This is a genomic window from Rhodanobacter thiooxydans, assembly GCF_021545845.1.
In the GTDB taxonomy this organism is placed as follows: domain Bacteria; phylum Pseudomonadota; class Gammaproteobacteria; order Xanthomonadales; family Rhodanobacteraceae; genus Rhodanobacter.
The window spans coordinates 78,740-104,429 of sequence record NZ_CP088924.1 but is presented as its reverse complement, the minus strand read 5'-3'; the positions used below and the strand labels follow the sequence as shown (position 1 = coordinate 104,429).

The window sequence follows — 25,690 nt, the reverse complement described above, 5'->3', positions numbered from 1 at the left end:
CGGCCATGTTGCGTGTGCTGCTTGTCGAAGATAACCGTGACTTGGCAACCACTCTGTGGGATTACCTGGAGCTGCATGGCTTCGCGGTGGATCATGCTTTCGACGGTATGACCGGGCTGCGCTTGGCGTTGACGGGCACGCACGATCTGATCGTGCTGGATCTGGGGCTACCGCGGCTGGATGGTCTGGAGGTCTGCCGCCAGCTTCGCGCCGCCCAGCACGATGTGCCGGTGTTGATGCTGACCGCTCGCGAGACGCTGGACGACAAGCTGCGCGGTTTCGCCGAGGGTGCGGACGATTATCTGGTCAAACCGTTCGCCATGAAGGAACTGGTGGCGCGGCTGCATGCTCTGCATCGGCGCGTGCAGCCCCCCCTTGGCGCGCCCTTGCGGGTCGCCGATCTCGAATACGATGCCGCCCGTTTTCGGGTCAGGCGCCAAGGTGTTTCCGTCTCGGTATCCCGTGCAGGCCTGCGCTTGCTGGAGGTTTTGATGCGTCGTTCGCCGCTCGTGGTCAGCCACGCCGACCTGGCCCGGGCACTATGGGGCGAGGCAGTGGGCGACGCCAATGCCATGCGCACACACCTGCATGCCCTGCGCCAGGCCATCGACAAGCCGTTCGACAAGCCGCTGCTGCATAGCGTGCACGGGATCGGCTACCGTTTGGCGGATGACGATGCGCCTTAGATTCACGCTCCGCACCCGGATTGTCTTGGCGTTCCTCGCCTTCGGGGTGGTGCTGTCGAGCTTGTTCGCCGCTGTGGCGTTGACCTCCATGGCCGACTTCGAACGCATCCTGATGACGGAGTTGCTGCAGGTCGAAACCAGCAACCTCATCGCGCACCTCCACACTCAACCAAGTACACCCCTGCCAGCCTCCCAGCGGATCTATGCGTATGTGAGTCGGGCGAGCGACCGCCATGATGTGCCCGCGGAAATGGCCGCCCTGCCACCGGGGACACACATACTGGATCGCGAAGGGGATCGGGAGACGTATGTCGCCGTCTCCGACGACGGCACCCAGCGGTTGTACTTCGTCATCGATCTGAGCGACATCGCCCAGCGCGAAACGTTTCTGCGTTGGTTGATGGCCGGTGTCATCCTCATAGGTACGCTGGTCTCCGGCGCGCTGGGCCTGCTCTTGGCCGGGCGGTTGATTGCACCGGTTCAGCGACTGGCGCAATGGGTCGAAGCATCGGCGCCGCCCCGCCGCGACGATCGCCTTCGCACCCACTTCGCCAATGACGAGGTCGGTGCGCTGGCGGTCGCCTTCGAGCACTACCAGGCACGCCTGGATGCGTTCCTGACGCGCGAACGGGAGTTTACCGCCGACACCAGCCATGAATTGCGTTCACCGCTGTCGGTGATCCAGGCCAGCGTCGATCTGCTCGCAGAAGACGCCACGGTAGGTCCTTCCGGTCAGCGCGCCATCCAGCGCGTGCGTCGACGTACCGCCGAATTGACGGATCTGCTCGATACGCTGCTTTACCTGGCCCGTCACGAGACGGAGGTGGCGATCGTTGCCGAACCCATTCCTGTGCGTGCCACATGGCAGCGCCTCGTCGACGCACAGACGATGCCTCCATCGACACCCGTGCAACTGCACGGCGATGCAAGCATCACCGTGTTGGCGCCCCAACGTGCTGTGACGTTGGTGTTTGGGCAATTGCTACGCCGAGCGGGCGAGCTCTCGGACGGGGCCGTGGTGTCCATAGTCATCGCATCCACGGGCATCGAGCTGAGCCCATGGCCGCAGGTTGGTGAGATGACGAACGCGAGGATTGACCAACGGCGGTCCGACAATGGCTTTGGGTTGAGCTTGATCAGTCGTCTTTGCGAACGGTTGGGATGGACGGTGCGATGGCCACAGCAGTCCGGTGAGCCGCTAACGCTCACCCTTGCGGACTCCAACCATGCATGACGGCCGACCCGATAAGCCACGGACTGCTTCTAACCCGGAAGATGGGGACGTACGGAACCGCATCCGGTTCGCTGAAGACGACCGATGAGGTCAACCGTTTCCAAGACCATCATCGTGCTCGGCTTCGTGAGCTTCCTCAACGAACTGTCATCGCAGATCGTTGCGCCGCTGATTCCGCTGTTGCTGGTCACGACGTTGGGTGCGGGTCCGGTGGCGATGGGCCTGGTCGACGGCGTGGCGGACGCGGTCGCCAGCGGAGTTCGTCTTTGGGCCGGTCGTCGCTCGGATGTGCGTGGGCGCCGGCGCAAGATCTTCGTCGTCATGGGCTATGGTCTGTCGAGCATCGCGCGACCGCTCGTGGGACTCGCGCTCAACTGGCCGGTCGTGATGTTGCTGCGCAGTCTCGACCGCGTCGGCAAGGGGGTGCGTGGTGCCCCCCGCGATGCGTTGGTGGCCGATGCCACGCCGGCGGCATTGCGAGGGCATGCGTACGGCATCAATCGCGCCCTGGATTACGCCGGTGCGGTCGGCGGCAGCCTGATCGCTGCAGCGGCATTGCTGTGGATCAGCCATCGCATCAGCGTGGTCATCATGCTGTCGGCCATTCCCGCGGCCCTCGCGCTGGTGGTTTTGATGACTCTCGTCAAGGATGTGCCGGCGAAAACGATCAAGCCCGGAACGACGCCAGCGCCTTTGCGTTGGCGTGCGTTGACTGTTCCGTCGCGGCGCTTCCTGACCGTCTTCCTGCTTTTTGCCTTCGCCAGTGCGTCGGAGAGTTTCATTCTGTTACGTGCTCACGAAATCGGTATGGGTAACGTCCAGGTGCTCCTGCTTTGGGCCGTGTTGTGCGCCGTGCAAGCCGGGGTCGCCTGGCGTGCCGGGAAGGTTTCCGACCGTTTCAACAAAGTCACGGTCGTGGCCTCCACCTGGTTGGCCTACGGCGTGGGCTTGCTGCTGTTCGCGTTCGTGGAAAATATCCTGGGCCTGTGGATCGTCGTGGTCGTCTATGCCTTGCTCAGCGGCATCGGCGAAGGCGCGGAAAAAACGCTGGTCAGCACATTGGCGACGGAAGCGGACCGCGGCACCGCCTTCGGATGGTTCACGATGATTTCGGGGTTAGGAGCCATCCCTGCCGGGTTGATGTTCGGCGTCATTTGGCAGCAGTCCACCGCAGGCATCGCGTTCGGGGTGTTCGGCGTCCTGGCCATCGTGAGCGGGGTACTGTTGTGGGTGATCTTGCCGACACAGCGTGCGGCAACTATCTGAAGGATGGATAGCGTGCTTATTCAATCGGCTATCGCCAGCGAAAAGCAAGTGCTCCCTCTCCGCGTCAACATTCAATGAGCTATTCAAGCATGTTCCTCCGATCGATCACCTTGAATGATGGCGTCCGCCGAACCTTCTTCTTTCTTCTAGCAGGTGGTACGGGATTCCTACTCTATTTTTGCATTTCGATGGTTTTGCATTATGGGTTTCGCGTCGGCGAGGTCGTTTCGGCGATCTTTGGAACTTTACTGCCGATCCCGCCGACATTCTGGATGCAGCGCCGGCTCACGTTCCAAAGTGATACGCCAAAGAGACAGGCGCTTCCGCGCTATGCGGTGCTCCAGCTGGGCAATGCGGCAGTCGTCTCGGGGCTCACCGCATTGGGAACAAAAATGGGACTGTCGGGGGGCCTGATATTCCTCATCGCGGGAGTCACAGGCGCTTTGATTTCCTATGTCGTACAGTCAAAGCTGGTGTTTCACGAAAACTAAATTCAAGAAGCCTCTTGTGATTTTAAGCGGAGGCTAAGCAAGGGCCGCTGCAGCGACAGCCCCACTTTTGACAGTATTGATAAAATTTCGATGAAAAATAGCGACGCACCATCCCAGATATCCCACTCACCAACAGGTTCCACTTCTCGGCGCTGGGAGGCTTTGCGCCATCGCGTCGTTGCGCAATGTTTTGGCCGCCTTTTTGGCGCCGTCGGAAGCCGACTTTGCGAGCCGGGCCAGCTGCCAACTCGCGGTATCGGGGTTTGGGGAGCAATGGAACGAAAAACCGGGATAAGGTCTATTTATCCATAGAAACCATATAGATAGCCAAACACCCCTCCGGGGGCACTCATCCTCTCAATCGCCTTCCCTATCGTTGGGATCTCGTAGCGGGCGTAGTTCTCCGCGGGCCACTGCCTCGGGCACGGCAAAGGAATATCGGCCGTGCATGTTGATGTGGTCATGGCTGAGCGGCGACAGCCGTGCGACGTCCTCATCCCGTACGGGAAAACCGTCTTGACGCAACTGATCCAGTGCCGCCTCCATGTAGATGGTGTTCCACAAGACGACGATGTTGAGCACCAGGCCCAGCGCGCCCAGCTGGTCCTCCTGACCCTCCTGATAGCGTTGCCGGAGTTCGCCGCGTTTTCCGTGAAAAATGGCGCGCGCCACACTGTGACGCCCCTCGCCACGGTTGAGTTGGGTCAACGTGCTACGCCGCTTCGCCTCATCGTCAATATAGGTCAGTGTGTGCAGGGTTTTTTCAATCCGTCCGAACTCAGCCAAGGCCTGGGCCAGACGGGTTGGACGGTCGCCGATCTGCAAGGTTCGCATGATGCCGTTGGCTGGTACACGACCCAGTTTCAGCGAGCCCACCAGCCGCAGGATGTCGTCCCACTGCTCCTCGATCAATGGCAGTTTCACCCGCTGGCGGGCAACGGCATTGAGGTCGCCGTAGTCGGCCTCGGGATCGATGCGCCAGAATCGCGTGCCGCCGACGTCCGCCAATCGGGGACAGAACCGGTACCCCAGCAGCCTGAACAACCCGAACACCACGTCGCTGTATGCGCCGGTGTCGGTCATGATCTGCGTCGGCTGCAATTCGGTGGGCTGTTCGAGCACCACGCCCAGCAAGATCAAGCTGTCGCGCAGCGTGCCCGGCACGGTGATGTGGTTGAGACCGCTGAACTGGTCGGAGATCAGGTTGTACCAGGTCACGCCGCGTTCCCGACCGAAATACTTCGGATTGGCGGCCGCATGCACAGTGCGCACGGGCACGACGAAACGCATCCCGTCGGCTGACGCCACGTCGCCACCACCCCACTGATGGGCCAGAATCGACCGGTTCTGAGCCGCCACCAGGATGGCATTGGCCGCAACCAGGGTGTCGTTGCGGAGGTAATTCTGGTCGACCCACGACAGACGCGATCGTTTCAGTGCAGCGATGTCGGCACGAACGAGGGGTTCGAAGCCCGTGTTGCTCGCCTCAGCCAGCAATACGGCACAGAGGCTGATCGGAAGCTCCGCAGCACGAGCAGACCGCTCGGTGAGATGGGTGAAGGCATCGGTGAAACCGGTACGGGCCGCAATCTCCAGCAATACCTCTTCAATGTCCACGCGTGGCAAACGCTCATTAACCGCAGCGCGCAAGGCCAGCAAAGACGCTGGTTCTTCGAGCTTGTCGAGGGAGCTGACGACCAGGTCGTTCTCGCCTTCGAACCGCACCGCAGGATTGTCCGGAAGTCGGGACGCTACCGCGCGGTAGGTCTCATCGAGTTCTTTGGTGATCGCGACGAGTGCCGACGAGGGCGTTGGAGACAAGCTGAGCGTGCGGCAGATGATGGGGCGCGCAGTCTCCCATTCGTTGCCGCTCAACAGCCCTGCGCGCGGGTCGGCATACTTCCAACTGGGGGCGACGAACACGTCGCGCCGGCGTAACGACGTATGCAATTCGTCGAGCACGCAGAAAGTGTAGGCCCGATGATCGATGCTGTCGTCGTCGCGAATCGCGTAGCGCTGCCAGCGTTTGCGAATGACATCACGCGGGACGTCGTCGTCGGCCTTGAATCGCCCGGGATGCGAGCGAAGCCATTCATAGGCGGCGACCACAGCCTCGCCTGCGGGACTCGCGCCGAAACGCAGATTCTCCAGCACAAAGGGGAGAAAGCGCCGGATGCGCCGATAGCGTTCGCTCAGCTCGCTGTAAAACACGTCGTCGGGCGGTCGTACCAGGTTGCTCACTTCCTGGAGCGCCTGGGCGAGGACGTCGCGCGGCACCTTGGCGAACAAGGCTTTGCGTAGTTTCTTGTCCGGGAGCGTGCTGTCCAGCACCACTTGGCAAGCATCGGCCAGCAGCGTGGCCGCACGATCCAGGTCTTTCAGCGTGCGCAAGCGTGTTTTCCGATCCTCCTTGCGCGCTGTGGAAAAAACATCCCGCAGCAGCATTTCAAGAACTTCGACGGCGTCATCATGCGCGGTGGCTTCCAGGCAATGCACAAACGCTACGAGAGTGGCAAGGCGGCGAACGTCGGGCAAGCGGCTCACGGCGCTGGCTTTGGCGGCTCCCGCAAAGCGAGCCAGTGCCATGACGCGACTGGCCGGAAGGTGTGACACCCTGGGCAGGTCGATGCCGAGCTCACGAACCTCCCGTAGTCGCATCAGCGTTTGAATGAGTGCCGGTCCGCTGACGCGCGTGGGGCCCGATCGCAGCTGATCCAGCAGCGAGTAGCGGCTGCCGGCTGGCACGATCAACAACTGTTCGAGGCGTTCGCGCTGCCTGTCCAAGAGACGGGTTCCCAGACGCCGCCAAAGATGCTCTTCGACGCGGGCTTTCACGCGAGCGACAAATCGTTCGAGTGTGCTGCGCCCGGGAAGCAGTACCTTGTGCGTCAACAGCCATGTCATGGCTCGCTCGAACAGGACGCTGGGCCGCTCCGTTCCCGTCCAGCAGAGTGCGTACAGCCAGCGACCCAATCGAAAGCCGATAGGCGGTTCGGTGATTTCGACGAAGCCGTATTGACGACAGATATCGCGCTGATGATCCCACCGGAGTTCACCTGTCCGGTAGTCGTCGAGGGAGGGATCCGTGTCCGTAATATCCAGCTGCCTGGCAACGGTGGATAACACCAGCGCAGGGAGATCCAGCGGATCGTCCAGAAATGTTCCCAAGTAGCGCAGCGTCGTCAGCTGCAATGCGATGCCCAAACGATTCGCATGACCGCGCTTGCGCGCGATGTAGGTGCGATCTGCATCGTCGAGATGGAAGTAGCGTGCCAGTTCGTCGCTGGACGGGTTGCCGTTGTACCGGCCGTAATTGTCGCGTTGTCCCTCGGTAACGTAGCTGACCGGCATCAAGGTTTCCTTCTGCGGAGAGTTGGGTAGAAGGTTCCATCACTGAAAATCAAGCCTTTCGCCCATCACGCCTTGGAGCTGGCGAGGTGGGATCGCCTTCAACCATGTTTCTTGGGTTCTGCCGGGAGGCATTGCATTGGCGGTTTCGCCAAGGTCGAGTACGATACATGAATGATAACGACTCGTATTCGCAGCATATTGCGCAACCTCTCCGTGGCCGCCCTTCTGCTTTGGGCACTCCCACTCCCGCGGGCGCATGCTCAAGACGTCAGTTCAACCGTGCCGCAGACATGGCAGATGATCGACTATCTGGCCACGGATTACGCCGGCGCGGTCAAGAACGGAGCGGTGCTCAGCGCGTCTGAATACGCCGAGATGCGGGAGTTCACAGCCACCGTGCATCGCCGCCTTCAGGCGTTGCCGCCGACGCCCGGTACACCCGCGTTGTTGTCCCAGGCCGACCAGCTCATCGCTTCAGTGGATGCGAAGGCCTCGCCAGCGCAGGTGGCGATCGAGGCACATGCCCTGGCCGATGCCTTGCTGAAGGCGTACCCGATACCCACCGCGCCGGCCCAAGCGCCCGATCTGACGCAGGGCGCAACGCTGTACCAGAACCAGTGCGCCATGTGTCACGGCGCCACCGGGCATGGCGATGGTCCCGTGGGGCTGCAGCTCAATCCGCGACCGGTGGACTTCACTGACCAGGCGCGTGCGGACCAGCGCAGCCCGCTGTCCCTGTACGAAGTGATCAGCCACGGTGTCGAGGGAACGCCGATGGCCAGTTACTCGTCCCGGCTGTCGTCGGACGAGCGATGGGCACTCGCGTACTACGTGGGGTCGCTAGCCTATACCCGCGAAGCCACGACCGGTGCGACCCTCTGGCAGCACGATACGGCCGCGCGTGCGCAGATCGCGGACCTGAAGGAGTTGTCGCAAGCACGCGTGTCGCAACTGGCTCCTGCACTGGGTGCCGAACATGCCCGCGCGATCATCGGTTACCTGCGTGCGCATCCGCAGGCGATGCAACAGGCGTTGACGGGGCTTCCGCTTGCGCGGGGGCGACTTGCTGCAAGCCTGGCGGCCTATCGTGCCGGCGACGCCAAGGAAGCCACACAACTGGCATTGTCGGCCTATCTCGATGGCGTCGAACCCATCGAACCCCAGCTCAACGCACGCGATGGCGCGCTACGCGCCCGCATCGAAACGGCCATGGGCGCCTATCGCACAGCGGTGTCGGGCAAGGCCGCGCTGCCGGCGGTGACCCAGCAGGCCCACGCCGTGGATGTCCTGCTTGCGCAGGCGCAGGAGGTCACGGCGGATGCGGCGGGCGATCCGGCCGCCACGTTCCTCGGCGCCTTCACGATTCTGGTTCGCGAGGGTCTGGAAGCCTTGCTGGTGGTCGTCGCCTTGCTGGCCTTCCTGCGCAAGGCAGATCGACGCGTGGAAGTGCGTTACGTGCATGCCGGCTGGATTCTTGCCTTGGTGGCCGGCGGGATCACCTGGGCACTGGCCAGCTATGCCATCTCGATCAGTGGCGCCGGTCGCGAACTAACCGAGGGCCTGTCTTCGCTGTTCGCCGCCGTGGTGCTGCTCAGTGTCGGCTTGTGGATGCACCAAAAGAGTATTGGTGGACGCTGGCAGGCCTACCTGAAGGAAAAGATGGCCGCGGCACTCGACCGACGTTCGGCGTGGTTCCTGTTCGGCCTCGCCTTCATTTCGGTGTATCGGGAAGTGTTCGAGACGATCCTGTTCTACGCCGCGCTCTGGAACGACGGCCAGGAAGTCTGGCTGCTGGGCGGCATTGCGGCCGGCGCGGTGACCTTGGGACTGATCGCCTGGCTCCTGCTGCGCACCAGTCGGCGTCTGCCCATCGGCAAGTTCTTCGCGGCGAGTTCGATCCTGATCGCCGTGCTGGCCGTCGTTCTCGCGGGTAAGGGCATCGCCGCGTTGCAGGAAGCTGGCTGGGTGTCGGTGACGGTCGCCCCGGTGCCGCACATTGAACTGCTCGGCATCTATCCGACCTGGCAGACGCTGCTCGCACAAATCGCCGTGGTCCTGATGCTGAGTGCGGGTTTCATGTTCAATATGCTTCGTGGCCGTAGCGCTCCCGACGCATTGCCCGCATCCACCACTACACGCCCGGAAGAGGATCGCGCATGAGCGACTGCGGTTGCCACGCCGAAGCCGCCAGCGAGGCGGAACGCCGCATCCTGCGCATCGCGCTCGGTCTCAATGCCACCATGTTCGTGGTCGGTGTCGTGGCCGGCCTGATCGCCCAATCGATGGGCCTGGTCGCTGATTCGCTGGATATGCTGGGCGATGCCTGCGCCTACGGCATCGCCTTGCTGGCGTGGACACGCAGCGCCTATTTCAAGGCGTCGGCCGCGCACTGGAATGGAACCTTGCTGGTGGTTCTTGGCGTCGGCGTACTGGTGGGGGTGCTCTGGCGTCTGGTGACCGGTAGCCACCCGGAAGGCCTATGGATGATGAGCGTTGCCTTCGTTTCCTTGATCGTGAATGCCACGGTGCTGAGGCTCTTGGCGCGATTTCGTCACGGTGAAGTGCATCTGCGCGCCATCTGGATATGCACGCGGGCCGACGTCATCGCCAATCTGGCGGTGATCGTGTCCGGTGTGCTGGTGCTTCTTCTGCACAGCGCCGTGCCTGATCTGGTGATCGGTACGGCCATCGCCTGCTACGTGCTGAAGGAGGCGTTGGGCATTCTGCGCGAAGCGAAGGACGCACGGATCGCCGCCATTGCACCGAACGGCAAGCCATGACGTCGCCGATCTCGGGATTTGGCTCGATGGTTTACGCCGTTGACCTTCGACTGTTCAACGCCATTCATTCGCCGGTGCCACCGTCGCCAGCGATGCTTCATGTGGCGCGCGTCCTGGCCGATGGACCGTTGATCCTGACAGCTCTCCTTCTTGGGTGGATGCTGATGGTTCCTCGCCAGTCGATGCGCTTGATCGCCCTGAAAGCATCGGGTGCCGCCGCTGCAGCATTGCTCGCGAACCTGATCATCGGCTTGGTTTGGGATCGCGCACGTCCCTTTGTCGCTGGAGTCGGTCAAGCATGGGTGTCTCATGCGGCGACCGGCAGCTTTCCCAGCGACCATCTGACTGTGCAATGGGTGGTGGCCGGCATACTGTTGCTGAATCAATGCAGCCGGCCTTGGGGCATCGGGATCGCACTGCTCGGCCTGCCGATGGCCTGGGCACGGATCTACTTGGGCGTGCACTACCCCGGCGATATGCTGGGAGCCCTCGGGATGGGCGGACTGGCCATGCTCAGTGGCTGGCTGTGGTTTCGCCGGTCCGTGACATCAGCCATCGCGCCATTGCCATCTCAGGGATAAGGTTTCGCCCCGCTGCGAAGCGAGGGTCTAGTGCGCTGCGCCGGGTGAGGTGAACGTGCAGCCTGTCGCGCGGGCCGATTCGTCCGTGGTCGCGTGATCGGTTTGCAAGGTGGTGTGCGTGATGGCGAAACGATCATGCAGCATCGCTTCGATCTCTCGGCGCACATCGTGGCAGTCGATGTCGTGATTCACGTAGATGTGGCCCGACAGTGCCGGCATGCCCGAGGTCACTTCCCACACGTGCAGATCGTCCAGCCGAGTCACCGCCGGCATGGCACGGATCGCCTCGGCAATGGATACTGGGTCCAGACCGCGTGGTGCCGCTTCCAGGAAGATGCGGCCCGAGTCGCGCACCAGTCCGATACCGGCTTTCAGCATCAATCCGGCGACGACCAGTGCGGCAAGGGAGTCCACGCGATTCCAACCCGTCCACCAGATGATGGCACCGGCAATGGCAGTGGCGATGAAGGCGTAGAGATCGGTGAGGATGTGCTGGAAGCTGCCTTCCACGTTGAGGCTTTGCCGGTTGGCCTTGCTCATCGCCCACACGGCGAGCAGGTTGACGCCAATACCGACCACCGCGATCACCGTGACCAGCAGACCTTCCACCACCGGCGGGTCGATCAGCCGGCGGATCGCCTCGACGATGAACCAGACCGACAGCAACAACAGCGTCAGCCCGTTCGCCTGGGCGCTCAGGATTTCGACCCGCTTGAGTCCGAACGTGTAGCTGCCACTGGCCGGGCGGCTGGCCAGACGCATCGCGACAAGCGCCAGTCCGATCGAGCCCACATCGGTGAGCATGTGCCCGGCATCGGAAATCAGGGCCAACGACTTGGCCAGGATGCCGACCACCACCTCGACCGCCATGAAGCCGAGCAGCAGCAACAGCGCGATGGTCAGGTACTTCTTGTCCGCATCCGGTGCCACGCCATGGCTATGGTCGTGATGATGGTCATGTTCGTGGGGCTTGGTTGTGCCCATAGGAGTCTCCAGTGCGGCGGCCACTCTACGTGAGCGCCAAAGTGTTATGACATGACATCGGGAAGGACGGGCGGGAGTGACCCGCCCGTCTTCTTCATTCAGCCCCTTGACCGTCGATGGGCCACGCCCGATCCACCGTGCTCTGGTAGACCCAGCCGGCCACACTCTGACCGGTGCGCCCGTGCAGGCGGATCAACTGCACCGCCCGTTCGGCCTGATCGTCCTCACAGAACACTTCGAGCTTGATCTGCCGGGTCACCCGTTCGCCCAGTTCCATCGAATAGACCTGTTCCTGGCCGTTGAGCGCGGTCAGCAGACCTTTGACGTCGCTCACCGACAGGTAACGAAACCCCGCTTCTTCCAGCGCATGGATGACGTCGACCACGCGGCCACGATGGATGAAGGCCTTCACTTCTTTCATGGGGTCTTCTCCTTGGCGAGGCGCCGGGCGGCGCGTTCTTCGATCCAGTCGTAGAGCACCGGCAGCAGCACCAGCGTCAGCAAGGTCGAGGTGATCAGACCACCGACCACCACGGTGGCGAGCGGGCGCTGGGTTTCCGCACCCACGCCACTGGAGAGCAGCATCGGCACCAGGCCCAGGATCGCTACGCTCGCGGTCATCATCACCGGGCGCATGCGCAGGGCCGTACCGCGGATCACTGCCTCGCGCACAGGCAAGCCTTTCTCACGTTGTTCGTTCAAGAAACTCACCAGCACGATGCCGTTCAACATCGCCACGCCGAACACCGCGATGAAGCCGATGGCCGAGGGTACCGACAGGTATTGCCCGGTGATCGCCAAGCCGACGATGCCGCCGATGGTGGCAAACGGCACGTTGGCCAAGATCAGCGTGGCGTGCTTCACCGAGTTGAACGCGGTGTAGAGCAAGACAAAGATGAAGAAAATCGTCGCCGGCACGATCAGCGACAATCGCTTCAACGCCCGCTGCTGGTTCTCGAACGCGCCGCCCCATTCGCTGTAATAGCCAGTCGGCAACTTCACCTGTTGCGCGATGGCCGCATTGGCTTCCTTGACGAAGCCGTCGATGTCACGACCGCGAACATCCATCTGGATCACCGCATAGCGCTGCAGTTGTTCTCGACGAATGAACGAGTAGCCTTCCGCATCGCTGACCTCAGCCACCTGCGACAGCTGCACCAGTGCGCCGCTGGGCGTGCGGATCGGAATGCGCTTGATCGCCGGCAACGAGGCCTTGTCCGCATCGTCCAGCCGCACGGCGATGTCGAAGCGTTTCACGCCGTCGAGTAAGGTCGTCACCGGCTCGCCGCCGATGCCGTTCTTCACCACGGTGAGCACGTCGTCGGCGTTCAAGCCGTAACGGGCCAGCGCATCGCGATCCACCTTGATGCGGATCTGCGGCTTGCCGATGTTCGCCTCCAGCGCGAGATCGGCGACGCCAGGCACCCCGGCCAACACGTTCTTGATGCGACTGCTCAAGCGATCAAGTTCGCCCAGGTCATCGCCATAGATCTTCAGTGCCAGCGTGGCGCGCACACCCGAGATCAGTTCCTCGATGCGCATCTGGATCGGCTGCGTGTAGCTCACCACCGCGGTGGGCAGCGCCGCCGACAGTTCCTTCTGCATCGCTTCCTCGATGCTTTCCAGCGTCTCGCCCTTGCGCCATTGATCCTTCGGTTTCAGCGGCGTGTACACCTCCATGTAGTTCACATCCGCCGTTTCGCCTTTTTCGGCGCGACCGATCATCGCCAGCGTGGTTTCCACTTCCGGAAACTTTTGTTTGACCAGTGTCGACACTTGCTTGGAGATGGCGATCGATTCGTCCAGCGATGCCGACGGAATCGAGGTAATGCGCCACATGATGGCGCCTTCCTTCAGGTTAGGCATGAACTCCTTGCCGAGGAACGGGAACAGCGCGAGGCTGCCGACCAAGGCTCCGGCGGCGATGCCCAGCACTAGCTTGCGGCGCGCCAGCGCCCAGGCGAGCACCGTGGCGTAGTGGCGTTTCAGGAACGCCACCAGCCAGGTGTCCTTTTCTTCCTTGGGTTTCAACACCAGCGCGGCGAGCACCGGGATCAGCGTCAAGGCGAGAATCAGCGAACCGGCCATCGCGAAGCTGATATTGAACGCCATCGGCTTGAACATCTTGCCTTCCAGCCCTTGCAGGCTGAACAGCGGAAGGAACACCACGATGATGATCCCGATCGCGAACGTCATCGGGTTGGCCACCTCGCGGGCGGCCGCCAGCACAGCCGACGTGCGATCCACTGGGCCGCCATGCGCCTTGCGCTCGGCCATGATGCGGTAGGCGTTTTCCACCATCACCACGGCGCCGTCCACCATCATGCCGATACCGATCGCCAGGCCCGCCAGCGACATCAGGTTGGCCGACAGGCCGACCTGATTCATGCAGATGAAGGCGATCAGCATCGCCAACGGCAACGCCACGACGACCACCAGCGCGCTGCGAAACTCACCCAGGAACAGGAACAGCACCAGTGCCACCAGGATCGAACCTTCCACCAGCGCACGCACCGCGGTGCCCACCGCCGCGTTGACCAGTTCAGTGCGCTCGTACACCGGTTTTACGACCACGCCCGGCGGCAAGGATTGCTTCACTGTGTCGAGCTTGGCCTTGACCGCATCGACCACGCTCTTGGCGTTCTCGCCAATGCGAGCCAGCGCTTGGCCCATCACCACTTCCTTGCCATCGCGCGTCACGGCACCGGTGCGGGGCGCACCCGCCTCGGTGATGGTGGCCACGTCACGCACGTAGACCGGCGTGCCGTCTTCGGTCTTGAGCACGATGTTGCCCAGATCCTTCGCGTTCTGGATCAGGCCCAGTCCACGTACCAGGTACTGCTCGCGGCCGACATCGACGAAGTTGCCGCCGACTTGCGCGTTGTTGGCCTGCAGCGCCTCGATCACCTCTTTGAAGCCAAGCTTGTGCGCGATCAGTTTCATCGGGTCGATGCGCACCTGGAACTGCTTTTCCTGGCCGCCCCATGAGCTGACGTCATCGACACCCGGTGCGGTGCGCAGGATCAAACGGATGGTCCAGTCCTGCAGTGTGCGCAGATCCATGTCGTTCGGTGCCGTACCGGCCGTGGCGCCTTTCAAGGTGCTGTCGGCGCGTTCGACGGTGTACCAGAACACCTGGCCGAGACCGGAGGTGTTCGGTCCCATCTCCGGTTTGCCGTAGCCGGCCGGCAAGCGATCGCCCACCTGCTGCAACCGTTCGTTGACCAGCTGGCGAGCGAAGTAGATGTCCATGCTGTCGTCGAAGTAGACCGACACATAGGACAGCCCGAACAAGCTCACCGAGCGGATCTGCTCCACTTTGGGCAGGCCGGCGAGCGCCGATTCCACCGGCGTGGTGAGGAGTTGTTCGACATCCTCCGCCGCCAGCCCCGATGCCTCGGTGTAGACATTGACCTGCACCGGTGTGACATCGGGAAACGCGTCGATGGGCAGCTGACGCACCGCCTGGAAACCGAGGAAGCCGATCACCACGAAGGCGATCAGCACCAGCGCCTTGTAGCGCAGGGAGAATTCAACCAGACGTTCCAGCATCATTCTTCTCCCAGCTGCGAGCGCAACAAGCGGGCCTTCAAGGCGAAGGCGCCCTTGCGCACGTAGGTGTCGCCGGCTTTGAGGCCTTGCGTGATCACCGTCCAGCCATCCCGCGTGTCGCCGACCATGACCGGCGCCGGCTCGAACTGACCGTTGCCTTTGGCGAGGAACACGGTCGGCTGGTTTTGCAGCAGCACGATCGCTTCGGCGGGAACGGCCAGCTTCGGCACGGCGCTGCCGGCGGCGATGCGCGCTTCGACCAGTTCGCCCGGATGCAACAGATCCTCACGGTTGTCGACTTCGATGCGCACCGGCACCGTGCGCGTGCGCTCGTCGGTCTGATGCGAGCGCTGCACGACCTTGCCGGGGATCGTGGTGTCATGCACGAGGATGCGGGCGTCGGCGTCCGGCTTGACCCGTTCGGCATCGGCCGGCGCCATCTGGGCGACGACCCAGACCGAATCTTCCTTGACCAGGGTGAACAGCGTGCGGCCGGGTTCCACCCGCTCGCCGACCAGAAACTCGTCGGTGGTGACGCGACCGGCGGCGGGCGCGAGCAGCTCGAAGCTGCCATCGGCACCGGCCGAACCCTTGCGCAGCAGGCCACCGATCTGACCGTCGGACAGCCCGTAGGCGCGCAACTTGGCACGCGCCTGGTCACGCTGCACCTTCGCTTCGTTGTAGCGCCGTGCCGAGACCGCCTGCGGCCCCAGCGACGCGATCCGCTGCCAGTCCTGCTCGGCCACGATCAACGCGCCTTGTGTCTCGGCCACCTGCACACTGGAAAGCACCACCAGCGGCGCACCGGCCTTCACCACGTCGCCGAGCTTGGCCTTGCGGGCCAGCACCTGCGATTCCACGCGCGGCGACACCAGCACGGTGGAATACGCATCGGCCTTCACTTCGCCGGGGGCCTTCAGTTCATCGGTCAAGGCACGCGGAGCGGCCTTGTCGAGCACAATCCCGGCGTCCTTGATCGCCTTGGCGTCGAGCGCCAGCGGATTGGCCGGTGCGGGTTCCTGCGCCATGACGGGGCCGCCCAGCGCAGCCAGCAGCACCATGCAGAAAAGGCTGCGTTTCAAAAAAGAGACATTCATCGGGAGATTTCCTGAGTGGGGCCGTCCTGAGTGCGGCCGTCGAGCCAGTCGGTCAGACGGCCCGCAGCGGTGAGGTAGTCGAACCAGGTCTGCCAGGTTTGGCTTTCCAGTTCCTGGCCGGACAAGGCGGTGTCCAGGCTCTGCTTGAGCTGTACGAGGTAATCGGAGGTGCTGATCTCGCCGGCACGCCAGAGCTTCTCTAATAGCGCGGTGCGATCCTCGAAGGCAGCGGCCCGGCCGCTGCGAAAGGCTTCGGTCGCACTGCGCAAGGCGGCGTAGCGGGCTTGTGCTTCCTGCAATCCGGCACGCAGCACAAACTGACGCGAACGCACGCCGGCCGCGGCTGCATCGGCTTCCGCGCGGGCGGCATCGACTTCGGCACGGCCGGTATTGAGCACCGGCAAGGGAATCGACACGCTCAGGCCAATCACCTGATCGGTGCGCGGCCCGCTGCGTACCTGCCCACCGGTCAGGCTGAGCGTGGGATCGGGAATGCGTGCCCGGCGGGCAACCTGCACTCCGGCCTCGGCACTCGCTTGCTGGGCACGGGCCTGTCGCAGTTCGGGCAGTTCATCGACGGGCAACGGCGTAAGACTGCCCGCCGCCGGTGACATACCCTTGGGCAACGGCGGAAGCGCGGCCCCTTGATCGCCACTGATGGCCAGCAACGCGGCACGGGCCGCCGCTTCGTTGCTCGCGAGCGTGGCTTGTTGCACCTGCGCCTCGCCCAAGGCCAAGCCGGCCAGATCGCGTTCGGGACTACTGATGTCGCCGACCTTCAGCCGCTGCGCGGCCAAGTCATCGAAGCGCTGCATCAGCGTGAGGCGATGCTGGCCCAGCTCACTCTGTCGGGCCGCGAGCGCGGCCGTCGACCAGGCTTTCAGCCAGCGGGCGGCGACGTCACGCCGCACCAGGTTATAGGCCGCCTCGGCGGCGCGCAGGTCGGCCTCGCCCTGACTGGCCCGGGCACGACGCTTGCCGGACAGGTCCAATGGCAGACTGATGCCAGCCGTACGCCGATTGACGTCGGCGTTCTCCGCATCGAGTGACAGAGAGGGGTTGTACAGCGGCTGCGCGGCGGCACGTGCACGGGCTTGGGCCGCGTCAAGATCGGCCCGCGCGGCCTGCACCTCGGGGCTGGCTTGCCAGATACGACGCACCGCCGCCTGCAACGGTGATGACGCCAACGCTGTCGGCAGGGGAGCTACCGGTGAGGACGGATGGGTGACGGGTGCGGCACTGAGTATCGCCGCGTACAACAGACACACGGCGCCGATCGGCACCGAACGAAAAACAGACATGAAGCGATCTCCTGAAAACGGTCACGAAGCGATGCACCGCACAGGCGGTGGCGTCGCGTAACGGAGCGGTTTCAGGCGATCGGAGGTCGCAACAGTGAGCCGGTGGTGGCCGGCGTGACCCCCGAATGGAAGGTGAGCGGCGCGAAGTGCGCCTCCATCCGGGCGATGGGAAGCGGTGCACTGGCCGGCAACGTCACCGAATGCGCACAAGCGCAATGACAGCCGCTTCCTTCGCCCAGGAGACAGCTGTTTGCATCGTCAGCCGCTGTCGGGCTGACGGCGGTATCCGCCACCAGGGTGGTCGGGGCAGCCGCGGTCGCCGAAGCGAATCGCATCCCGGCCCCATCGGCCACGCAGATCGACCCGCTGACCAGCTTGATCAGCAGCACCGCCACGGCCAACACCCACAGACCGCGGTGGCGGCGCAGGCGAGTCAGCAGTGATGGCACGGACCGATGCATGCTTCGATCCTAAACGACAGTCGCGCTGTTAGACAATTTCACTTGGCCGCCTGGCCGTCGCGGAGCATGCCGCCTTGGCGGGCTCGTCGTCGCACCCGTTCAGGGCATGGGCCGCGCGTGATCTGCCCACTGCGCCGTGCCCTGGATCAGTTCGGCCCGCACGCAATGCGCGTCCGTGATCGACGTAACGGTGGCTTGCCCGCTCAAGGCGAAGTGTTCAATGGGCACGCCTTTGCTGGGAATCACGTAAGCCACCCGCATGACCTGCAGCCGCGTGCCGACGGCGGACAGTGGCGTAACCCGGTAGCAGATGTCCAGCTGCCGTCCGTTAACATGACCAATCCAGCCGTCGGCGTAAGTATTGGTCGCGTGCGCGATCGTGCCGATGGTCAAGCCCGTGAATAGCAGGGCGGTGGAGAGATACGCAGCATGCGATTTCATCGTTGTACTCCAAAATCATCGGACTACCGTGGACAGGTGCGGCCACAAACCTCACGATGCACGTGGCCGCACTGCCACCCCCGCCGGTCGGCCCCTGCCGGAGGCAAGCGCCGGTTGGCGGCGGTTCCCGATCAACCTGCCGGGCTGATCGCTGTCACCGTGCTGGCCATGCCGCCCGGATGCAGGGTGAACCGCACCTGCTCGCCCACCTTCACCTTTTGCAGTAGCGCCGGCGGGTCGACCTTGAAGGTCATGGTCATCGCCGGCCAGCCGATGGCGGAAATGGCTTGGTGCTGAAGGGTGATCGTGCCTTTGGCGGTGTCGATGGCCTTGACGATGCCTACGCCCTGCGCCTGGGTGGGCTTCGCCGCTTGCATGTCGGCCATGCCGGGCATGTTCGGGTCCATCTGTTGGGCGAACGCGGCGGTCGAGGCCAAGGCCAGCGCGCTGGCGCATGCGAGGGTGAAAACGTACTTCTTCATGGTTGAATCTCCTGGGGTGGATGAAACGTCGGGATGGACTGCGCTGCTTTGCGAAGTCGGTACCGCATCAGCAGACGGAACGCCGCCGGCAGCACCAGCATGGTCAGCAGCGTCGCGGTGACCATGCCGCCGATCATCGGTGCGGCGATGCGCTGCATGACTTCCGAGCCGGCGCCGTGGCCGAGCAAGATCGGCAGCAGGCCAGCGATGATCACCGCCACGGTCATCGCCAGCGGCCGCACGCGCTGCGCGGCGCCTTGGCGGATCGCTTCGTCGAGCGCGTCGACACCGGCCTGCGGATCGAGCGCGAGCTGCCGATCCCAGGCGTGACGCAGGTACAGCAGCATCACCACGCCGAACTCGGCGGCGACGCCGGCCAGCGCGATGAAGCCGATCACCGTGGCTACTGATACCGAATGGCCGAGCAGCCAGATCAGCCACAGGCCGCCGACCAGCGCCAGCGGCACGTTGGCCATGATGAGCGCCGCCTCACTGGTCCGCCGGAACACCGCATAGATCAGCCCGAAGATGATCAGCAATGCCACCGGCACCACCAGCTTGAGTCGTTGCGCCGCGCTGGCGAGGTACTGGAACTGCCCCGACCAGTCCAGCGTGACGCCGGGCGGCAGCGTGACCTGCCGGGCCACCGCGCGCTGCAGCCGGGCGACCACGCCGCCGAGGTTGCTGCTGGCCGTGTCGATGTAGACGTAGGTCGCCAGCTGGCCGTCCTCGCTCTTCAGCATCGACGGCCCCGCCGCAACGGTGATGTCGGCGACCTGGCTCAACGTGAGCTGGGCGCCGTTCGCAGCCACGATCGGCAGCTGCCGCAGTGCCTGCACCGAATCGCGGTCCACCCGCGGGTAGCGCACCACGATCGGAAAACGCTCGCGTCCTTCGATGCTCTGGCCAACCGGATCGCCGCCGACCACCGTGGCGATCAGCTGCTGCACGGCTTCCTGCGTGAGTCCATAGCGTGCCGCCTCGTCGCGGCGGATATGCACGTCGACATAGCGACCGCTGGTCGGACGCTCGGCCACGGCCGAGCTGACCCCGGGCACGGTCTTGGCGACTGCTTCGATGCGATCGGCGACCGTCTGCAGCGTGGTCAGGTCGGTGCCCAGCACCTTGATGCCGATCGGGCTCTTGATGCCGGTGGAGAGCATGTCGATGCGGTTGCGGATCGGCGGCACGAACAGGTTCGTCAGACCCGGCACATGCACGGCCTGGTTCAGCGCGGCCTTGATCTTGTCCATCGTCATGCCGGGGCGCCACTCGCTCTTCGGCTTGAACGTGATGGTGGTCTCGAACATCTCCAGCGGCGCCGGATCGGTGGCGGTGTCGGCGCGTCCCGCCTTGCCGAACACGTGCGCGACTTCCGGCACGGTCTTGAGCATGCGGTCGGTCAGCTGCAGCAACTGCGCGGCCTTGCCGGCTGACAACCCGGGCAGTGCGGTGGGCATGTACAGCAGCGTGCCTTCGTCCATCGCGGGCATGAACTCGCTGCCGAGCTGGCTGAGCGGCACCAGTGCGGTGAGCAGCACCAAGGCGGCCAGCCCCAGCGTGGCCTTCGGAAAACGCAGCACCACGTCGAGGATCGGCCGGTACAGCGCGATCAGGCCGCGATTGATCGGATTGGCGTGCTCGGCACGCAGGTGTCCGCGTACCAGGTAGCCCATCAGCACCGGCACCAGGGTCACCGCCAGCCCCGCGGCCGCCGCCATCGCGTAGGTCTTGGTAAACGCCAGCGGCTTGAACAGCTTGCCCTCCTGGCCTTGCAGCGCGAACACCGGCACGAACGACAGCGCGATGATCAGCAGGCTCACGAACAGCGCCGGACCCACTTCCACGGTGGCCTCGGCGATCAGCGCCCAGCGGGCGGCGCCCTGTGGTTCTTGCCCATCGTGCGCGTCGCGCCAATGCTCCAGGTGCTTGTGGGTGTTCTCGATCATCACGATCGCCGCATCGACCATTGCACCGATCGCGATCGCGATGCCGCCCAGCGACATCAGGTTCGCGGTGACGCCCTGCAGGTTCATCACGATGAAGGCGGTCAACACGCCCAATGGCAACGTGATCACGGCGACCAGCGCCGAGCGCAGGTGACCGAGGAACAGCGCGCAGACCAGCGTGACGACGAGAAACTCCTCCAGCAACTTTCGCCAGACGTTCTCCACGGTGGCGTCGATCAGCTGGGAGCGGTCGTAGGTGGGCACGATCTCGACGCCCGGCGGCAGGCTGCGTTGCAACTGCGCCAGACGCGCCTTCACCGCCGCGATGGTGGCCTTGGCGTTCTGACCCGAGCGCATCACGATGATGCCGCCGACCACTTCGCCCTGGCCGTCCAGTTCGGCGAGGCCGCGCCGGAAGGTCGGACCGCGGCGCACCGTCGCCACGTCGCGCAGCCGCACCGGCACGCCGTTCGCGTTGGCGACGATCGGCACGTTCTCGAAGTCGGCGCGGGTCTTGAGATAGCCCTCGCTGCGCACCATCAGCTCGGCCTCACCCTGCTCGATCACCGAGCCGCCGTTGGCGCCGTTGGCGGCGCGCACGGCATCAACGAGCTGCGCCACGGTGAGGCCGCGCGCGGCCAGCGCCTGCGGATCGGGCACGATCTGCCAGGCGCGGTCCATGCCGCCCAGGGTGGCCACCTCGGCGACACCCGGCACGGTTTTCAGCTGGAAGCGCAGGTTCCAGTTTTGCAGCGCGGTGAGCTGGCCGATGTCGTGTCGACCGGTGCGGTCGACCAGCGCGTATTCGTAGATCCAGCCCAGCCCGGTGGCATCCGGACCCAGTGCGGGATTGACGCCGGCCGGCAGTCGATCGCGCGCCTGGCTCAAATATTCCAGCACGCGTGAGCGTGCCCAGTAGAGGTCGGTGCTGTCGCTGAACAACACATCCACGTAGGAGTCGCCGAAGAACGAATACGCGCGCACCGTGGTCGCGCCGGGCACCGACAGCATGGTGGTGGCCAGCGGATAGGTCACCTGATCCTCCACCACTTGCGGCGACTGGCCGGGGTAGCTGGTGCGGATGATGACCTGGGTGTCGGAGAGATCGGGTAGCGCGTCGATGGACGTATGCCACGCCGAGAACACACCGACCGCCGCCAGCGCCAGCGCGGCCAGCAGCACGAACACGCGATACCGGATCGAAACGCGGATCAGCGCGGCGATCATGGCCGCTGCTCCGGCATGGGCATACCCGGCATAGCGCTACTCGCCGTATGCGCCGGTTCGCTGCTCTGCAGGCGTTGCAACGCGCCAGACAGGCTCGCCTCCGAGTCGATCAGGAACTGGCCAGACACCACCACGCGCTCATCGCTGGAAAGCCCCGCGAGAATCTCTGTGTCGCCACCGGCCGAACGGCCGAGGCGCACCGCCACCGGCCGGAACTGTCCGTTGCCCTCGGCCACGATCACCCGTGGTGTGTCGCTGCCGGTGGCGATCACGGCGCCATCGGGCACCACCAGCTCGGGCCGGGCCGGTGGCGGTTGCAGCTCCACCGTGACGAACTGACCCGGACTCAGCGCGTGATCCGGATTGGGCAGCACGATGCGCGCACGCTGGGTGCGGGTCATCGGGTCGAGGTCGGGCAACAGGGCTTCCACCTGTCCACGAAACACCTGGCCGGGCAGCGCTGTCGCACGCACGGTCACCGGCGTGCCGGTGCGCACCGTCCCCGCCGCGGCCTGCGGCAGCGCCGCCTCCACCCACACCGTGGACAGGCCGTTGAGCGTCATCAGCGTCTGCCCGGCGCCGACTTGCTGGCCTTCGCGCACGTCCAGCGTCGTGACCACGCCGCCCTTCGGCGCGTGCAGGGTGATGTGGCCACCCCGTTCCGAAGCGATGTCCTGCGCGGTCAGGCCCAGCACTTGCAGTCGCTGCCGCGCGGCTGCGCGCAACGCCTGCGCGTCGGCCGAGTGTGCATGCTGCAATGCTCGGTACTCCGAGATCGCACTGCTCCATTGCGGTGCCAGCAGTTCAACCAACGGTTGCCCGGCCTTGACGGTGGTATAGGGCGCGCGCACGTCGAGCTGCTCCACCGTCGCGTCGACGCGCGCACTCACGGTAACGGCATCACGCAGGTTCCAACTCACAGTACCCGGCACCTGGAGCTGGTTTGCCAATACCCGGCGCACCACGGGCGCGGTGCGCACGCCCAGGTTCTGCACGGTGGCCGGGTCGATGTGCACCACGTTCTTGTCGATGCTGCTGTCATCCGCGTACTTGGGCACCATTGGCATGCCCATCGGCGACACGCCGGGGTGGTCGAAGTGCTGCTCGGGCACCATCGTGTCGTACCAGTACAGCACCTTGCGTTGCGCGCCCGCGGACGCGCTGGCCGGCGTCGACGTGGCGCCGACATGGCGCCCACCGACATACCCCAAAGCCAGCAGCACGGCGGCACCCGCCAGCGCACCGATCACGATACCGATCCGTTTCATGGCAGGTTCTCCGAAGACGAAGTGGATTCGGGCAACAGGTAGGCCAAGGCGGCCCAGGCGCGGGCGCGAGCTGCCAGCGCATCGGCGTAGTCGAGGCGCAGCGCGATCTCGTCGCGGCGCGCATCGAGCCACGGTTGCAGCGTGCCGCCGCCGCGGTAGGCGGCCAGCGCCACCCGGCTGCGATCGCGGGCCAGCGGCAGCAGCGCCGTGCGATCGCGTGCGATCTGCCGCCCCCAGCCCTGCCAGGCGGCGACGTCGCGCGCGACGGTTTCGCGTTGCGCACGGCGGGCATCCTCGTGCGCCGACTCGACCGCATCGCGTTGCGCCTGCTTCGCGCTGATGGCGCGGTCTTGCCGGTTGCGGGTGAACAGCGGCAGGCTCACACCCATCTGCACCATCACCATGTCCGACAGATACGGCGCGCGGCGGCCGTAGGTCACGTCCACGCTCCAGTCCGGATGCTTCGAGGCGCGCGCCTGCGCCAGTGCGGCATCGGCCACCTGCTCGCGCGCCTGCCACGCCTGCATTGGCGCCTGCCGATCGGTGTGCTGTTCGAGTTGATCCGGCGCGACCGGCAACTGGTCGAAGTCCGGGGCGTCCGCCAGCGCCGTCGGCGCGTCGCCCAGCCAGCGCTGCAAGGAGGCACGCGCCGCCTGCAACTCCGCGTCGGCCGCCTCGATCCGGTTGGCCAGCGTCAGCGCCTGGGCCTGTGCCGCCAGCACGTCCGCGGCACTGCCGGTGCCGCCGCGCAGCCGCGCTTTGGCGACCTGTACGGCGAGGGTGCTTTCGTCACGCAAGGCATCCAGCAGCGTGCGCTGTTGTGTGGCCGCCCATACGCCGATCCAGGCATCGGCGATGCGCTCACGCACATCTTGTGTTGTAGCGGTGCGCTCGGCCTCGGCAGCGTCGACCTGCGCGGCCGCGAGCGACCGTTCGGCCGTCCGTGCTGCACGCGAGGGGATCGTTTGCATCACGCCGATCGTGCGCATGGTCATCGTGTCCGAGCGCAGGCTGAAGGCGCCCGGGTCGGTGACCGGAAAATTGGAGACGCCGAAGGTCAGCGACGGGTCGGGCAAGCGGCCCGCGCGCACGGACTCCTCGCGCGTCGCATCGAGATCGGCGTTGCGCGCGGTGAGCAGTGGCGTATGGATCACGCCCTGCCGCACGGCGGCGTCGAGCGTCAGGGGTGGCGCACTGGCGGTTTGCGCCGCGGCAACAGTCACCGATCCGCCCAGGATGATAAGCAGCGCCCACGCGCAACGGCGCCGGGCCAAACAGGAAAATAGCATGAGGGTTCACTCCCGTAATCGATCAGGCGTCGCGCCACGCAGGCACGACGGCACCTCGGCGATGGCCGGGAGGCGCTAGATCAACAGGGAGCAGAACAACAGGGTGACCGGTGGCGGCGGCGCACGCAGCCGGTAGTAGCGCTCGGGAACGGAGGTCGCCGGCGTTGGCGGAACGACGAGCGGCAAGGCGGGCGGCAACATCGCAAACAAAGTGGGAGGCACGGTCATGGGCCGCGTGTCGCTGGGTACGGATGCCTGCGCCGCGCAGTGCTGGGCGCACAGAACGTGGTCGCTCGCCGCGTGTTGCATCTCCGGGCAGGTGCCGCGCATGGCGGCATCTCCTGCAACCATGCCCATCGCCATGACCGGCCCCATCAGGGTCGGCGGCATCGTGCAGGCGTACGCCGCCAAGGCCGTCTGCAGACCCAGCATGAACAGCGCACCGACCAGCAGCAGCCCGCGTGTCAGGCGGGCGCGACGAAGCTCACGCAATCGCCATGGGCGCGGTCTGCGTGGCATGAATCGGGTGCGTGCCATGCGAAGTCCGTTACGGATGCGCGTGCCCGTCGCCGGTCGGCTTCGCACCGACCGAGCGGGCCGTTGCAGGCGTCGGTGCGGAAGTCGCATCCTGGCCGGACATGTCCATATCCTTCATGGCCGCCTCACCGTGGGCATGCGCGTCGCCGTCTTCGTGACTGTGGGCGCCACCTTCATCCATGTCCATGTCCTCGTCCGGCGGCGCCTTGGCCACAATCGCCTTGTATTCGGCGGGCGTCATGCCAGGCAGTTTTTCAAGGAAGGCCACCATGCTCCAGATCGTCGGATCGTCGTGGCCCGCCTTGCCCCAGGCGGGCATCGCGCTCATCTTGATGCCGTGCTTGATCACCCAGAAGGCATCCTTCGGATCGACGTGCACCTTGGAGAGATTGGGCGGCTGCGGGTACATGCCGGTCCGCAACTCGGAGTCGTTCACCCCCGGCGAAAGGTGGCAGCCGGTGCACATCGCCGCGTACTGGCCGGCACCTTTCAGGATCAGTTGCGGATCGTCGAGGTTCGGCACGGTCAGATCGTCCGAACGCAAGTGGATCGAGCGGTCGCGTAGGGTTTGCAGCACGGTGAACACAGGCTTGGTGTGATGGTCGTCCGCGCCGATGTTGTACAGGCCGGAATAGACGAACGCGCCGGCGCCGATGGCCAACACGCCCAAGGTGACGGCGACCGTGATGACGTGCGCAGTGTGTTTTTTCATG

The 25,690-nt window shown here is 64.7% G+C and carries 20 protein-coding genes and 1 pseudogene; 7 read left to right on the top strand and 14 right to left on the bottom strand.

Going from position 1 to position 25,690, the window contains the following annotated elements; all coding sequences use genetic code 11:
• Positions 1-8 precede the first annotated feature (8 nt).
• The 4 genes from LRK53_RS18610 to LRK53_RS18595 all read left to right on the top strand — a co-directional run bounded on the left by LRK53_RS18610 (position 9) and on the right by LRK53_RS18595 (position 3,677).
• A complete protein-coding gene (locus tag LRK53_RS18610) occupies positions 9-686 on the top strand; it encodes a response regulator transcription factor (protein WP_041677002.1) in 678 nt (225 codons plus the stop codon).
• A 25-nt stretch (positions 687-711) separates the two neighbouring features.
• Positions 712-1,920, top strand: coding sequence for a sensor histidine kinase (locus LRK53_RS18605; RefSeq protein ID WP_235642846.1), 1,209 nt, complete (start codon positions 712-714; stop codon positions 1,918-1,920).
• 84 nt (positions 1,921-2,004) lie between these two features.
• Positions 2,005-3,186, top strand: coding sequence for an MFS transporter (locus tag LRK53_RS18600; RefSeq protein ID WP_015447891.1), 1,182 nt, complete (start codon positions 2,005-2,007; stop codon positions 3,184-3,186).
• Between the two features lie 89 nt (positions 3,187-3,275).
• Positions 3,276-3,677, top strand: coding sequence for a GtrA family protein (locus tag LRK53_RS18595; RefSeq protein ID WP_015447892.1), 402 nt, complete (start codon positions 3,276-3,278; stop codon positions 3,675-3,677).
• Between the two features lie 357 nt (positions 3,678-4,034).
• Here the strand turns inward: LRK53_RS18595 and LRK53_RS18590 are convergent, their stop codons facing one another.
• On the bottom strand, positions 4,035-7,028 hold the full coding sequence (locus LRK53_RS18590; protein ID WP_027489456.1) for a Tn3 family transposase: 2,994 nt from the start codon (positions 7,026-7,028) through the stop codon (positions 4,035-4,037).
• Positions 7,029-7,199: 171 nt separating this feature from the next.
• On the opposite strand from LRK53_RS18590, the gene LRK53_RS18585 reads away from it, so the two are divergent.
• The 3 genes from LRK53_RS18585 to LRK53_RS18575 are packed head-to-tail and all read left to right on the top strand — an operon-like array spanning position 7,200 to position 10,389.
• Positions 7,200-9,188 (top strand): FTR1 family protein, encoded by a 1,989-nt coding sequence (locus tag LRK53_RS18585; protein WP_081660199.1) that lies wholly within the window; start codon positions 7,200-7,202, stop codon positions 9,186-9,188.
• Positions 9,185-9,808: a cation efflux transmembrane domain-containing protein gene (locus tag LRK53_RS18580; RefSeq protein ID WP_027489457.1), complete on the top strand. Its 624-nt coding sequence runs from the start codon at positions 9,185-9,187 to the stop codon at positions 9,806-9,808. Before LRK53_RS18585 ends, LRK53_RS18580 begins: the two co-directional genes overlap by 4 nt.
• Positions 9,805-10,389: a phosphatase PAP2 family protein gene (locus LRK53_RS18575; protein WP_008216069.1), complete on the top strand. Its 585-nt coding sequence runs from the start codon at positions 9,805-9,807 to the stop codon at positions 10,387-10,389. The genes LRK53_RS18580 and LRK53_RS18575 overlap by 4 nt, the downstream gene beginning before the upstream one ends.
• 27 nt (positions 10,390-10,416) lie before the next feature.
• Here the strand turns inward: LRK53_RS18575 and LRK53_RS18570 are convergent, their stop codons facing one another.
• The 13 genes and pseudogenes from LRK53_RS18570 to LRK53_RS18510 all read right to left on the bottom strand — a co-directional run.
• Entirely contained in the window at positions 10,417-11,373 is a 957-nt protein-coding gene (locus LRK53_RS18570) for a cation diffusion facilitator family transporter (RefSeq protein WP_008209840.1), read from the bottom strand.
• Positions 11,374-11,467: 94 nt separating this feature from the next.
• Entirely contained in the window at positions 11,468-11,794 is a 327-nt protein-coding gene (locus LRK53_RS18565) for a P-II family nitrogen regulator (protein ID WP_008209838.1), read from the bottom strand.
• Positions 11,791-14,925 (bottom strand): efflux RND transporter permease subunit, encoded by a 3,135-nt coding sequence (locus LRK53_RS18560; RefSeq protein WP_027489458.1) that lies wholly within the window; start codon positions 14,923-14,925, stop codon positions 11,791-11,793. The genes LRK53_RS18565 and LRK53_RS18560 overlap by 4 nt, the downstream gene beginning before the upstream one ends.
• Complete coding sequence (locus LRK53_RS18555; RefSeq protein ID WP_027489459.1) at positions 14,925-16,022, bottom strand: efflux RND transporter periplasmic adaptor subunit; 1,098 nt, start codon at positions 16,020-16,022, stop codon at positions 14,925-14,927. Before LRK53_RS18555 ends, LRK53_RS18560 begins: the two co-directional genes overlap by 1 nt.
• On the bottom strand, positions 16,019-17,182 hold the full coding sequence (locus LRK53_RS18550; RefSeq protein WP_027489460.1) for a TolC family protein: 1,164 nt from the start codon (positions 17,180-17,182) through the stop codon (positions 16,019-16,021). Before LRK53_RS18550 ends, LRK53_RS18555 begins: the two co-directional genes overlap by 4 nt.
• 212 nt (positions 17,183-17,394) lie before the next feature.
• The gene (locus LRK53_RS18545; protein ID WP_231378293.1) at positions 17,395-17,772 is read right to left on the bottom strand and encodes a hypothetical protein; all 378 of its coding nucleotides are present in this window, start codon (positions 17,770-17,772) and stop codon (positions 17,395-17,397) included.
• A 111-nt stretch (positions 17,773-17,883) separates the two neighbouring features.
• Complete coding sequence (locus tag LRK53_RS18540) at positions 17,884-18,225, bottom strand: hypothetical protein (protein ID WP_027489462.1); 342 nt, start codon at positions 18,223-18,225, stop codon at positions 17,884-17,886.
• 131 nt (positions 18,226-18,356) lie between these two features.
• Positions 18,357-18,707, bottom strand: a complete 351-nt coding sequence (locus LRK53_RS18535; RefSeq protein ID WP_027489463.1) for a copper-binding protein — start codon at positions 18,705-18,707, stop codon at positions 18,357-18,359.
• Positions 18,704-21,883, bottom strand: a complete 3,180-nt coding sequence (locus LRK53_RS18530; protein WP_027489464.1) for an efflux RND transporter permease subunit — start codon at positions 21,881-21,883, stop codon at positions 18,704-18,706. The genes LRK53_RS18535 and LRK53_RS18530 overlap by 4 nt, the downstream gene beginning before the upstream one ends.
• Positions 21,880-23,151, bottom strand: coding sequence for an efflux RND transporter periplasmic adaptor subunit (locus tag LRK53_RS18525; RefSeq protein ID WP_027489465.1), 1,272 nt, complete (start codon positions 23,149-23,151; stop codon positions 21,880-21,882). The genes LRK53_RS18530 and LRK53_RS18525 overlap by 4 nt, the downstream gene beginning before the upstream one ends.
• The gene (locus LRK53_RS18520; protein ID WP_027489466.1) at positions 23,148-24,440 is read right to left on the bottom strand and encodes a TolC family protein; all 1,293 of its coding nucleotides are present in this window, start codon (positions 24,438-24,440) and stop codon (positions 23,148-23,150) included. The genes LRK53_RS18525 and LRK53_RS18520 overlap by 4 nt, the downstream gene beginning before the upstream one ends.
• Before the next feature lie 75 nt (positions 24,441-24,515).
• A complete protein-coding gene (locus LRK53_RS18515) occupies positions 24,516-24,977 on the bottom strand; it encodes a hypothetical protein (RefSeq protein WP_027489467.1) in 462 nt (153 codons plus the stop codon).
• Between the two features lie 16 nt (positions 24,978-24,993).
• A pseudogene (locus LRK53_RS18510) lies at positions 24,994-25,689 on the bottom strand (c-type cytochrome); the annotation flags it as partial.
• Position 25,690: the final 1 nt, after the last annotated feature.

Excerpts from the sequence above, each read along its gene's own strand:
- LRK53_RS18580 (WP_027489457.1), top strand. The coding sequence starts at position 9,185 with ATGAGCGACTGCGGTTGCCACGCCGAAGCCGCCAGCGAGGCGGAACGC.
- LRK53_RS18555 (WP_027489459.1), bottom strand. The coding sequence starts at position 16,022 with ATGAATGTCTCTTTTTTGAAACGCAGCCTTTTCTGCATGGTGCTGCTG.
- LRK53_RS18520 (WP_027489466.1), bottom strand. The coding sequence starts at position 24,440 with ATGCTATTTTCCTGTTTGGCCCGGCGCCGTTGCGCGTGGGCGCTGCTT.
- LRK53_RS18565 (WP_008209838.1), bottom strand. The coding sequence starts at position 11,794 with ATGAAAGAAGTGAAGGCCTTCATCCATCGTGGCCGCGTGGTCGACGTC.
- LRK53_RS18515 (WP_027489467.1), bottom strand. The coding sequence starts at position 24,977 with ATGGCACGCACCCGATTCATGCCACGCAGACCGCGCCCATGGCGATTG.
- LRK53_RS18575 (WP_008216069.1), top strand. The coding sequence starts at position 9,805 with ATGACGTCGCCGATCTCGGGATTTGGCTCGATGGTTTACGCCGTTGAC.
- LRK53_RS18585 (WP_081660199.1), top strand. The coding sequence starts at position 7,200 with ATGATAACGACTCGTATTCGCAGCATATTGCGCAACCTCTCCGTGGCC.
- LRK53_RS18530 (WP_027489464.1), bottom strand. The coding sequence starts at position 21,883 with ATGATCGCCGCGCTGATCCGCGTTTCGATCCGGTATCGCGTGTTCGTG.
- LRK53_RS18595 (WP_015447892.1), top strand. The coding sequence starts at position 3,276 with ATGTTCCTCCGATCGATCACCTTGAATGATGGCGTCCGCCGAACCTTC.
- LRK53_RS18540 (WP_027489462.1), bottom strand. The coding sequence starts at position 18,225 with ATGAAATCGCATGCTGCGTATCTCTCCACCGCCCTGCTATTCACGGGC.
- LRK53_RS18590 (WP_027489456.1), bottom strand. The coding sequence starts at position 7,028 with ATGCCGGTCAGCTACGTTACCGAGGGACAACGCGACAATTACGGCCGG.
- LRK53_RS18600 (WP_015447891.1), top strand. The coding sequence starts at position 2,005 with ATGAGGTCAACCGTTTCCAAGACCATCATCGTGCTCGGCTTCGTGAGC.
- LRK53_RS18525 (WP_027489465.1), bottom strand. The coding sequence starts at position 23,151 with ATGAAACGGATCGGTATCGTGATCGGTGCGCTGGCGGGTGCCGCCGTG.
- LRK53_RS18560 (WP_027489458.1), bottom strand. The coding sequence starts at position 14,925 with ATGCTGGAACGTCTGGTTGAATTCTCCCTGCGCTACAAGGCGCTGGTG.
- LRK53_RS18535 (WP_027489463.1), bottom strand. The coding sequence starts at position 18,707 with ATGAAGAAGTACGTTTTCACCCTCGCATGCGCCAGCGCGCTGGCCTTG.
- LRK53_RS18570 (WP_008209840.1), bottom strand. The coding sequence starts at position 11,373 with ATGGGCACAACCAAGCCCCACGAACATGACCATCATCACGACCATAGC.